The 11,155-nt window shown below is 44.0% G+C and carries 7 protein-coding genes; 1 reads left to right on the top strand and 6 read right to left on the bottom strand.

Annotation, left to right across the window (positions count from 1 at the left end; all coding sequences use genetic code 11):
- Window positions 1–100: 100 nt before the first annotated feature.
- From F752_RS0101560 to F752_RS23310, 6 genes are all read right to left on the bottom strand, one after another.
- Entirely contained in the window at window positions 101–3,883 is a 3,783-nt protein-coding gene (locus F752_RS0101560) for a PKD domain-containing protein (RefSeq protein ID WP_160164070.1), read from the bottom strand.
- 913 nt (window positions 3,884–4,796) lie between these two features.
- Window positions 4,797–5,444 carry an acyltransferase gene (locus F752_RS26880; RefSeq protein WP_017729961.1) on the bottom strand — a complete coding sequence of 216 codons (648 nt, stop codon included), beginning with the start codon at window positions 5,442–5,444 and terminating at the stop codon, window positions 4,797–4,799.
- A complete protein-coding gene (locus F752_RS23315) occupies window positions 5,431–6,372 on the bottom strand; it encodes a glycosyltransferase family 2 protein (protein ID WP_081604486.1) in 942 nt (313 codons plus the stop codon). The genes F752_RS26880 and F752_RS23315 overlap by 14 nt, the downstream gene beginning before the upstream one ends.
- Window positions 6,369–7,550, bottom strand: a complete 1,182-nt coding sequence (locus tag F752_RS0101545; RefSeq protein WP_017729959.1) for a glycosyltransferase — start codon at window positions 7,548–7,550, stop codon at window positions 6,369–6,371. The genes F752_RS23315 and F752_RS0101545 overlap by 4 nt, the downstream gene beginning before the upstream one ends.
- Window positions 7,551–7,568: 18 nt before the next feature.
- Window positions 7,569–8,648, bottom strand: a complete 1,080-nt coding sequence (locus F752_RS26790) for a sugar transferase (protein ID WP_017729958.1) — start codon at window positions 8,646–8,648, stop codon at window positions 7,569–7,571.
- The gene (locus F752_RS23310) at window positions 8,641–9,069 is read right to left on the bottom strand and encodes a response regulator (RefSeq protein WP_017729957.1); all 429 of its coding nucleotides are present in this window, start codon (window positions 9,067–9,069) and stop codon (window positions 8,641–8,643) included. The genes F752_RS26790 and F752_RS23310 overlap by 8 nt, the downstream gene beginning before the upstream one ends.
- 670 nt (window positions 9,070–9,739) lie before the next feature.
- Between F752_RS23310 and F752_RS0101520 the strand changes: the two genes are divergently transcribed.
- A complete protein-coding gene (locus F752_RS0101520; RefSeq protein WP_236613958.1) occupies window positions 9,740–11,134 on the top strand; it encodes a c-type cytochrome in 1,395 nt (464 codons plus the stop codon).
- Window positions 11,135–11,155 lie beyond the last annotated feature (21 nt).

Below are 11,155 nucleotides of genomic sequence, written 5' to 3'. Positions count from 1 at the left end.
AGACTCTTCAAAACATAAAAAAAGTGGCCGGAATTTCTTCCGACCACTCATGCCCATGGGGCAGACCTTTTGTAATTATGGGCTCTTTTCTTTTTATGGTTTATTGTTTCAATACTTTTACTACCTGGGCTTCTTCGCCGTCGGCCTGAACTTTCAGGAGATAAATGCCGGCAGACATGTTCAGCTGGCTTACATCGAAGCTTGCTTCTGTGCTACCTTTAGCATCTTTAAGCTGTTCGTGCATAAGAACTGTTCCATTCATGCTGATAAGCTGTACCTCTGCAGAGGTGCTGATTTCTTTACCGAATTTTACATTCAGCTGGTCCTGTACTGGATTAGGGTATACAGCCAGGGACTGAGCCGGTTCAATTTCTTCCTTAGTGTCGAAAGAAGCAGTTCGGGCGTTGGTAGTGCTGGCAACAGGAACGATTTCGATACCGTTTATTTGGGGGTTGCCAATACGGCGCACGAGCTCGATGTTCAGTTTTCCATCCGTTACTGAAATGTCTACCGTTTTCTGCAGTGCATTCATGCCGGCCTCTTTATAGATGTCCAGCCCGCTTACTTTTGTTTGTCCTTCTACCTTAACATCGAAAACACGCTCACCGGCAGCAGAAACACCACCTGAATAAGGAGTTTCAGCAAAGTAAAGGCGTACCTGGTAGGTGCCACTCTTCACAGGGAAGGCATATTGCACAGGTCCTACCCAGTTGAAGTCGAAACGTACAGGTCCAAAGATGGCATCCGGCGCATCGGTGTTATTAACACCTCTCCAGCTGTTGCTACCGGCAGAGTTATTAGAACTGCTGGTAGAAAGGTACTGCGATGGGTTTTCTCTGGTGTCATTTTCCCACTGAATAGGAGAGGCGCTAACATCATTACCACCGGCATTGATGCGGTAGATGGGCTTGTAAGAAGTGGAAGTGGTAGTTACGGTGCTGCTACCGGCTTTTACCTGTACCATTACATCGTCATAAGCAGTAGCCGAACCATTATCCTTTACAGTAACTCTGAAGGTGTAGGTGCCTTCTACCAGGTTGCTAAGGCTAAGCTTTGCACTGCTCGTTCCTGAAAGGTTTGCAGAAGGACCACTTGTTTTGCTCCACTGGTAGCTGCTGATATGGCCGTCGCTGTCTGATGCAGTAGCACTCAAGGTAAGACTGTTAGTAGGGAGGGTAAGGATTTGATCTGTCCCGGCCGTTACTTTTGGTGCCACATTACCCGCCGCCTCTTTTAGAACACTTAATTTTACCTCGTCGTAAGCCTGAGCTCCCAGGTTATCAGTAGCAGTTATTCTGAAAATATAGGTTCCTTCCAGCAGGTTACTCAAGTTAAGGTTAGCAGTAGTAGTGCCAGACATATTGGTGGAAGGTCCGCTCTGCTTCGTCCACTTATAGGAGGTAATAACGCCATCCTCATCCTTCGCGGTAACCGTCAGCTGAATTGAATTTTCAGGAAGCTGAATAGTTTTGTCGTCGCTAGCTTTTACAAGAGGAACAAGGTTAGTCGTTCCACCATCTGTAGTACCGCCACTAGTTGCAGAAGTAACAGTTACATTGATGTCATCAGAAGTGCTGTTTCCATCATTATCTGTAGCCCTGAAGCGGAAGGTATAAGTGCCGGCATTGAGCAGGCTCAGGTTAAGCGTGCTGGTGTTTCCACCATTCATCATTACATCTGGTCCGTTGATTTTGCTCCACAGGTAAGAAACTACTTTTCCGTCGCTATCAGAAGCTGTTGCTTCGAGCAGCAGGAAGTCGAGAGGCAGTTGAACTGTTTTATCTGCTCCGGCATTGGCTACTGGTGCAGTGCTGCCGCCTGTGTTGCTTTCGCCTGTATTTTCGCTGCTATCTGTGCTGCCGCTATCTGTAGTACCGCCACTAGTTGCAGAAGTAACAGTTACATTGATGTCATCAGAAGTGCTGTTTCCATCATTATCTGTGGCTCTGAAGCGGAAGGTATAAGTGCCGGCTACCAATTGCTCTACTGATAAGGTATGGGTGTTGCCGCCATTCATCATGGCATCAGGTCCGCTGATTTTGCTCCACAGGTAAGAGGCAATGCTGCCGTCACTATCAGAAGCTGTTCCTGTTAAAGTAATGGTATTGGTAGGAAGCTGAATGCTCTTGTCTGTACCGGCATTTACACTTGGTGCTGCATTGGTACCGGTGCTGCTATCATTTTGATCGCTTTCGCTGGTATTCGCACTTTCGCTACTTGTATCATCTGTTGGAGCAGGCAGTACAGTTAAGTTTACCTGGTCGGAAGAAGAAGCTCCGCTATTATCTTTAACAGTAACTTTAAAGGTGTAGCTTCCTTCCAGCAGGTTGCCGGCTTTTAACGTTTGAGTGCTGGTACCGTTCAGGCTGGTAGTAGGTCCGCTTACTTTAGTCCAGCTATAAGAAGCAATGCTGCCGTCGCTGTCAGCTGCACTTGCAGTAAAGCTTGCAGAGGCAGTAGGGAGGGTGATAGTCTGATCAGCACCGGCTTTTACTGTGGGAGCCTGGTTAACAGGAGCTGAGGTAGAAGAAAGTTCAGAAACGCCTGCATCTGTTGTGCTGCCAGCTTTACGGCTTTTACGGTCCCAGTCGAGAGAGATACCATAAGAGCTAATATCTTTTCCTGCATTAACGGCAGGTGAGCCTTCAGTCAGGCGGTAATCATCGGCAGAGGCATTTACAAATTTAGCATCTGCAGCTGATTTTACTACTGTGTTTTTATCAACGTTCCAGTCTGTATAGGTTTTAAGCTGATTCCAGCTGCTGGTTCCTGTTACAAGGAGGTTGTTATAGAAAACGTTATTGCTCGCTTCATTTACATATTCATTGATAGCTCCCTTGTTTTTGCTATCAATAACCGTGTTGTTGATGATATAGACACCGCCTAAAAATCCTCTGGATACAACATCGCTGGAGAGAGGAGTAGGGCGCACATTAACATTAAAGGCAGGCATTCCTGCACCGGAAATAATGTTATTGTATACGAGGTTATTTCCTATACCCTGGATTACGATACCTTCGCCTGAGCCATTTTTAATAAAATTGTTATAGCATTTGCCAGTGGTACCAAGGCCCAGCTGGATAGCACTCTTGTGCATGTCGCGGTTAGCGGTAGCATAATCATATATCTTATTGTCATATATTTCCACATCGGAAGTGGCAGAACCTACCTGGATAGCATCCCATCCGGTTCTTGTGATAATGTTGTTGTAAACGCGTACGCCTTTTATTTCATGAGGGTACTGCGTTTTGTTGCAGTACACGCTGGTTCCGCTAAAAAAGCTGTTGCCAAGGTAAATGCCTTCTCCGCCCACATCATGGATATAGTTGTCGTGAATGTTTACATTATACATGGTAAACTTACCACGGTCGGCAGAACCATCACATTTAGGGTCGGTTTTGGCCATAATGCCGGCAAAACCTGCGCCTGTAATTTCCACGTGGTCAATTTCCACGTCGGAAGAAAATTCGGTTACCGCAATACCCTGGCTTCCTTCCTTGGTTCTATCGACCTTTATGCCATACTCAAAAGCAGAATCACCAGTACCGGTAATTCTGAAGTAGCGGCTATTCTGTACAAGAATACCATTATTGATGGTAGAGCCGCCTAAGACAACCTGGCCACCACAGTTTTTGATGGTAATATAGTCGGAGGCAGAGCCTTTAAGGTTTTTTATGTAGAGGTTTGTGCGTTTACCGGCTTTTAAACAAACCACATCGCCTGGCTTAATGCCCATTGCACTTCCGTCGATGTGAGTCGTTCCTACTTCAATTACGTGATTGCATCCGCAGTCCTGAGCCTGCACCGAAAAGCTAAGCAGGAAGCTGAATCCCAGGATAAGGGCCAGGGTGCTCCAAACAAAATTAGACTTTCTTACTTTCATATCTTTACACACGTTTAACTTGTATTTTTTTTCCTCTCTCATCCAGACTTTCAATTTCTTCCCTTTTATGAAAATTGGATGTTGCAAAGATATACCCCTCAGCGAGCTTATATAGCTCAATAAATGGCTATACTTACATAAATGGAGTAATTTGGCGAAAAGGACTATTCTGGAAGAGCCTGTGGAATTGTTCTACAAAAACTGTGGAGGTTCTTTGGGGAATTAAACAAAACTTAAAAAAAAATACATGTATCCGTAACCTTTTGTTTCCTGCCGTCGTTAAGATAGAGACTGATTTTAGTCATTAATTTGGCAGAAAAGCATTCTGAAAGTGTGGAATTCTGTACAAGTTAAATTTTTACGGCTAATAAAGGTGTGCTGATGTAATTCTGGGGGGCTGGAAGATAAAAAAGTTGAAAGTTGCCCGAAAACTTACATCTAAAGGGCTTGTTGTGCTGACAACTAAATGCCTGAAAATCAGAATTACCTTTTCTTCTCTGGTAGGCTTTCAAAAATGGATATTTTGATTTTGCCTGCTTTCACCCCCATATCCGGTTGCCCTAAATCAAATTGTATTTTCAGTGATTTGTTTTCTTCTGCTGTTTACCTTCTGATCTGCCGTAGATCTTTATAAGCAGAGGGAAAATACTTTCTTCTGAGTTAGTAATAGTGGGATTGGCTTTTGGATCTGCTTATTTTTTGTTTTGAGGAGGGGTTTAGATTAAATATTTAGTTTTTAACTGCTCTGTGCCTTTAGCAGGGAGAGCCTGGGATGAAGGCAAAGCATTAATCAAAAGATAGATCTGAAAAACTTTTTCTGCAGGGAAGTAGGTTGTTAGGCCCTGGTTAATTTATTCTAGGACATCAAAAGTATGATTCCGGTGTAGTGGGATTGAAATGGCTGAGGAAGATGCTACTCTTCTTTTTCTGCTGCTGGAGGAGTGAGGGATTTGATGTGTTTGGCTGGAACACCTGCTACAACGGTATAGGGAGGTACATCCCTTGTAACGACCGCCCCTGCAGCTACAACGGCTCCTTTTCCTATTTTAACTCCTTTTAAAATGGTTGCCTTGGCGGCAATCCATACATCGTCTTCAATAATAATTGCCTGCTTTTTTCCTTCGGCGAAGTGATCGTTAAGCTGGTGAAAATCATTATCCATGATTAATACATACTGGCTTATTCGCACATTTTTTCCAATTATCACCTTTTCGCTTGCCGAAATGTGGCAACCGTTAATTCTGGAATTACAGCCAATTTCCAGGTACCCTCCCGGGCGAACAAAGAGCCTGGCCCTCACGATGTTAGACCAAATTCGCACCTGGTCGTGTAGTACAAGCCTTCCCCTGATATTCATTTTAGGTATCCCATTCATACTGACCCAGCGGCCTACCTTAGCCTGGCTGCTCAGCTGAAGGGGGGCCAGTAAGGCTTTCGCAAGAGCAATCCTGCCAGCCATTCCCGAGAAACGGGCTCCAATGGAAAGGAAATCTTTCAGTCCAGCCTTGTGAATGCCTTTTTCCTGATAGTATTCCTGTAGCTTTAGTTTAATAACGTTCATTTCGTTCCAATTTAAGCTCTTTATTCCCTAAGAAAGAAAATGCCGGAAAATTCCAGCCTAAAGCTTTGACGAGCGCTTCCCTATGCTTCTTTTGGCCTTTTATACTGTAGAAAAGGAGGTTTTTTGGAAAAGCCATGAGCAGGTAAAATGCCAGGGCAATATACTTTTGGATTCCGGTGGCATTTCTCCTGATAAAAAGCAGGCGGTTTCGGTTTAAATAATAAGTTTTTAGCGGGTTTGCTTTTCCTACCGAAACGGACTCTTTATGGAAGACCCTGGAAGCACCCTGGAAGTATACCTGGTAGCCTGCTCTTTTACAGGCCTCGCACCAGTCATGCTCTTCATAATAAAGAAAATAGCTCTCCGGTAGTAACCCAATTTCATGAATAAGCTTTTTTGGGAAGAGCATGGCCGCGCCGTGGCCAAGTTCGGTAGGATAGGATTTAAAAAATGCCTCTCTTACTTTTTCCTTATGGCCAACTTTACTTCCTCTTCCTGTAAAATAGTTAATAGCCCTTGCGCCGGCATACTGCACCAGATTGGTGCCATGGTAAATCAACAGCGGCGATACAATGCCTAATCGCGGTACTTCTCTGAACAAAGCGATCATAGGTTCCAGAAAAGAGGGCTCTACTTCTGTATCATTATTGAGCAGAAGAATATACTCTCCACTGGCTTTTTGAATGGCGAGGTTATTGCCGCCGGCAAAGCCAAGGTTTTGTTTACTTTCCAGGAACTGCACCTCCGGAAACTGCTGCTTCAGGTAAGAGCAGCCTCTGTCGCACCCATTATCCACCACCAGAATTTCCGTATTTGGGTAGGTAATGTTGGAAAGCGAAGCCAGTAACTCTTCTGTTACTTCCGGCTGGTTAAAATTAACCGTTATAATACTAACTAAAGGCAGAGAGTGGCTTTCCGGCGACATCATGACACAGGTGTTTCAGAGCTCGAGTGGGGGGTATGGATAAAAGTCTTATCGGCATTCCTGAGTTTGAACAACAGTAAAAACATGATTCCGAAAGCTTTTGGCAGGCTAAGCAATGCCCAAAGTAGTTTTTTGGTGTAAAACTCTTTGGGAACAGCCAACAAAAATGCCAGGGCATTTAAGCCAAAAAGACTCCACCAGACAAAAGGGTTCAGCTCCAGGTAATTATTAAAAAGAGAAGTCAGGAGGCAAATAAAGAATAACATTCCCAGGTTAATAACCCTGGGAAGCTGAATATTTCTTAGCAATGCACTGTTGGCATAGGTCCATTTTCCTTTAAAAAGTGCTTTAAGCCCTTTGCGAAAATATTTTTTCAGATATTTAAACTGGCTGGCGATCCAGCGTTTGCGCTGGTTCTGAAAAACTTCGGCTTTCTCTACCTTTTCATCATACACCTTTGCATTTTCAAGATAGCAGGAAGAGACTCCTTGTTCGAGCAGGAGAACTTCCATTTCGCGATCAAAACCTCCTACAGACTTCATACCTGCCAGTGTTTGCCTGAGAAGCTGTAGGTCGAAAGCCATGCCTGAACCAATTAGGGAGGAGGACCAACCGACGGCAAAGGTGCCACGACGATAGATGTGGTTGTTGATCGCTTCGCTTAAAGCATCGAGTAAAGCAAAGCGGGTATTTTTGTTTTTTGCCACGCGCTGGCCCTGGATAGAGCGGTAACCCGCCTGGTAAGCCGCATTCACCTTTTCAAGAAAGTCTGGCTCCATGAGGTTATCCGCATCGAGTATCAACCCTACATCGAAGGCATCCTCAGTGAACTGCTGCAAAGCTGCGTTCAGCGCTTTTACTTTTGTACTCTTGCTAAAGGAAACCTCAACCACTTTTATAGGAAGAGACTTTAACTGTTCAATGGTGCGTTCCTGCAGAGAATCTGCAATGACAATCACTTCAAATGAGGATTGCGGGTAAGACTGCTGTAGGGCCGCCTTCGCGACAGAGTAGATAACAGCATCTTCCTTATAAGCAGGAATCAATATGGCAATACGGGACTTTCTTGCATCCTGCACAAACCGAAGGGGAGCGCGCAGACGACCAGCTGCCGATAAAAATAGGGTGTAGCCCACCACATAGGAAAAATAAGCCAGGAAGGCTGCTTCAATTACGAGCATAAAAAATGAAATCTGTATTTACACCGATTCTTTCTGCCAGAGGGCAGGAAAAGTTTGGGCCACAATTTTAAAGTCGTACCAGAAAGAACATTCATCTGCATAAGCCATATCGAGGGCAATACGCTCCTCGGCCGACATATCTTTTTTTCCTCTTCTGGTAACCTGCCAAAGCCCTGTAATACCAGCCGGAGCAAGGAAGCGCTTCGACCAGAGATCGCGGGTAATTTGCTCAGCTTCATACAGCGGAAGCGGACGGTTGCCTACAATAGACATATCTCCTTTTAGAACATTCAATAACTGAGGAAGTTCATCAATGCTGCTTTTACGTAAAAAGCGCCCGATAGCCGTTACCCTTGGGTCCCTATCTATTTTAATAAAGGTGGGGCCATGTTCCGAGCGATACTGGTTCTGGTGCATTACCTCCCTCATCAGCTTATCTGCATCCTGCCGCATAGACCGGAATTTGTAGAAGTTGAAAATTTTATAACCTGTACCTACCCTTTTGGAAATGTAAAAAACAGGGCCTGGCGATTCCAGCTTAATGAGCAGGGCAATCAGCAGCAGGATGGGGCTTAGCAGCAGGAGGGCTAAAAAAGAAAAGGTAATATCAAAGAGCCGCTTGGCTGGCGATAACCTTAAGCCCGGATGCGGATTAGTTTCTACCTGTTCCCGCAGGTTTTGGGCTTTGGTTTCATTCAAGAATTCCAACCGTTCAATGAGATCTTCTACTGAAAAAGAACCAGAGTAAAAATCATCAGCTCCGGCTTTTTTTGCTGCCTTTATCTTTCTGAGATCAACCGTATCCGGGTGGTAAAGAACAGCAGGGATTGCCTGTAAACATTCCCCCTTTTGCAAATTGCTGATAAAGGTATAGGCCTCATGCTCAAAAAGGTCTTCCCTGCATATAAAAGCATATGGAAGGGCTTTGTTTGCATAAATCCCGGACAGACAGTGGACGTAGGCAAAAAAAGGATCCGTGAACAGGAGGCAGTCGAATCCTCTTGCTTCCAGTTGAGTAAAGAGATCGTCCCGGTCTCGGCTCACATAAATTATATAATTTTCGGAGCCATTCGGTGAAAGAGGAGTAAGCTTATGCATGTTTTACTTCTTTATGGTCGGCTTCTGAGTTAGCTGGAGCTTTTTCTATCGATATCGATGCCAGGGTCGTCTGTATCTTTTCCAGGAGAGCGGGAGGATTGAAGGGTTTTGTAATAAAACCTGTAGCTCCCGACTGCCTGCATTTTTCTTCAATATCGGAACAGCTATGTCCTGTGAGTACAAAAACTGGTACTTCTCTGTAAAACCCACTTTTTCTCAGGTGCTTCAACAAGTTAAATCCATCTATTTTGGGCATATCAATATCTGTCAGTATCAGATCCGGATAATGCCCTTTATCAAGCCATAACATTGCCTGAAATCCGTTTTCTATGGTGACAACTTCATAGTGATCCTGAAGCATAAAGTTCAGGAGAGAGCGTACGAAAAAATCGTCATCTATTACAAGTATTAGTTTCTTCATTATCCTAAAATAAGCCAATCATAAATAAAACAGGAGTTTGGTTTTCCTTTGCTGTTTTTCATAGTCCGGAGAAAAGCTTTTCTGTTAATCCTCAATATTAAAGCCTGTAAAATAGCCAAAAAAACGTATGGCTGGCTGTTTTCGGAAAACTTATCAGAACTTGAGGTTCCATGGAAAAACTTTAAAAAGTACCAAACTAAAACTAAAAAAATAAATTCATGCGCCTGCCGGAGAGCAGCGATTTGGGTTTATAAAAATTGTTCCAAAGGAACTTATCTTAAATACGTTAATGGTTGAATGATGTTTCCTATTTTTCATAATTCATTTTAACATTAATAGAGGGTATTTTGCCTGTACAAGGCACTTCGGTGTGTATTGGTTTCAAAGATACGCCTAAATATCAGATATTCAGAAAGATAAAGGTCAATTAAATGGAATTAAAAGGAGGGGAAAAGGATGAAAAGCGAGGGGGAAAACAGGGCAGAGTAGCTATTTATAATAATTCTAAATTGATAAAAAAGGCCCTCAAAATTAACTAAATCGCTCAAAATCAACCTTCTGTATATAAAAAGGGGGTTCCGGTAAGGTCTTAAAAGAAGCTTTTAGGTTGTTGTTTAGAAAACAATCACATAGTACATTTGTGCTGGAAAATTTGACCGAAGTCTAAATAATGACAAAAAATAGTTTCAACATGTCCTTTACAGGTAACATTGGGCCTTTGCTGAAAAGGTTGGCTCCTGCAGTGCTGCTATTGAGTGTGCTACTGCTTTGCGGAATGGGTGCGTTTGCCCAGACAGAAGAGTCTTCTCAGAAGGAGGAAGAAGATGATGTGGTAACGGCTTCCCAGTCGAAAGATACTGATATTGAGGCTGACCAGGTTCCGCAGGAGGTATCAGCCGAAGGTGCGGAAATTCCCCAGACGGAAGAGATTATTGCCCAGGGTAAGCAGTTATTTACCGGCAACTGTACGGTTTGTCATGCTTTAAATGAAGTGGTGGTAGGACCGGCACTGGCCGGGATTCATGAGCGGCGTCCACTGCCATGGATAAAAGCTTTTATCGTGAACTCTCAGCGGGTTATCCAGAGCGGAGATGCCTATGCGGTGAACCTGTTTAATACATATAATAAAACAGTGATGCCCTCCTTCAACTTCAGCGACGAGGAGCTAACTGCCATTATTGCTTATTTAAAATACGAAACTGAAAATGCTGCGCAGGGGGCGAACGAGCCAGCTGAGTCTGTGGCCGGAAACCAGGGAGAGGGAGCAGGACAGGCCGGTAATGAAGCTTCTGCCTTTCTTACTACAATAGTAGTAGCCCTGGTAGTTGTTTTGGTTTTAGTACTGGTAGTATTAATACTGGTATCTTCTGTATTGCTGAAGTACCTGAGTCAGCGCACGGACCTGGATGAGGAAGATAAGGAAATTGTAAACAGACAGTTCAGCTTTGGGAAATTAGTAAAGAGCCGTTCTTTCCTGGGAGTCCTCATCTTTATTTTTGTGGCTGTTGCCATTAAAACAGGTATTGATGGGTTATATAGCATAGGGATACAGCAGGGTTATCAGCCTGAGCAGCCGATTGCCTTCTCGCACAAGCTCCATGCCGGCCAGTACCAGATCAACTGTAACTACTGCCATACGGGCGTTTATAAAGCTAAATCGGCCAATATTCCTTCAGTGAATATCTGTATGAACTGCCATAATACCATTAAAAAAGATTCCCCTGAGATTCAAAAGCTATATGCTGCGGTAGAAACCAACACACCAATCGAGTGGGTAAGGGTGCATAACCTGCCCGACCTGGCGTACTTTAATCATGCTCAGCACGTGAATGTGGGTGGCATTGAATGCCAGACCTGCCACGGTCCGGTACAGGAAATGGAAGTGGTTTACCAACATGCCGAACTAACCATGGGCTGGTGTATTAATTGCCACCGCGAAACAGCTGTTAAAACAGAAGATAACGATTACTATGATAAGCTGGTGAAACTGCACAATGCCAATACCGATGAACCGATGACGGTGGAAGATATTGGTGGCCTCGAGTGTGCTAAATGTCACTACTAATAAATAAGAACCTTCTTCATA

Source organism: Nafulsella turpanensis ZLM-10 (assembly GCF_000346615.1).
Lineage (GTDB): Bacteria > Bacteroidota > Bacteroidia > Cytophagales > Cyclobacteriaceae > Nafulsella > Nafulsella turpanensis.
The sequence above is the reverse complement of the archived record's forward strand: the minus strand, read 5'-3'. Positions and strand labels throughout refer to the sequence as shown.

Bases quoted from the DNA above. Each gene is read 5' to 3' on its own strand.
- F752_RS23315 (WP_081604486.1), bottom strand. From the start codon at position 6,372: ATGATGTCGCCGGAAAGCCACTCTCTGCCTTTAGTTAGTATTATAACG.
- F752_RS0101520 (WP_236613958.1), top strand. From the start codon at position 9,740: ATGACAAAAAATAGTTTCAACATGTCCTTTACAGGTAACATTGGGCCT.
- F752_RS0101545 (WP_017729959.1), bottom strand. From the start codon at position 7,550: ATGCTCGTAATTGAAGCAGCCTTCCTGGCTTATTTTTCCTATGTGGTG.
- F752_RS26880 (WP_017729961.1), bottom strand. From the start codon at position 5,444: ATGAACGTTATTAAACTAAAGCTACAGGAATACTATCAGGAAAAAGGC.
- F752_RS23310 (WP_017729957.1), bottom strand. From the start codon at position 9,069: ATGAAGAAACTAATACTTGTAATAGATGACGATTTTTTCGTACGCTCT.
- F752_RS0101560 (WP_160164070.1), bottom strand. From the start codon at position 3,883: ATGAAAGTAAGAAAGTCTAATTTTGTTTGGAGCACCCTGGCCCTTATC.
- F752_RS26790 (WP_017729958.1), bottom strand. From the start codon at position 8,648: ATGCATAAGCTTACTCCTCTTTCACCGAATGGCTCCGAAAATTATATA.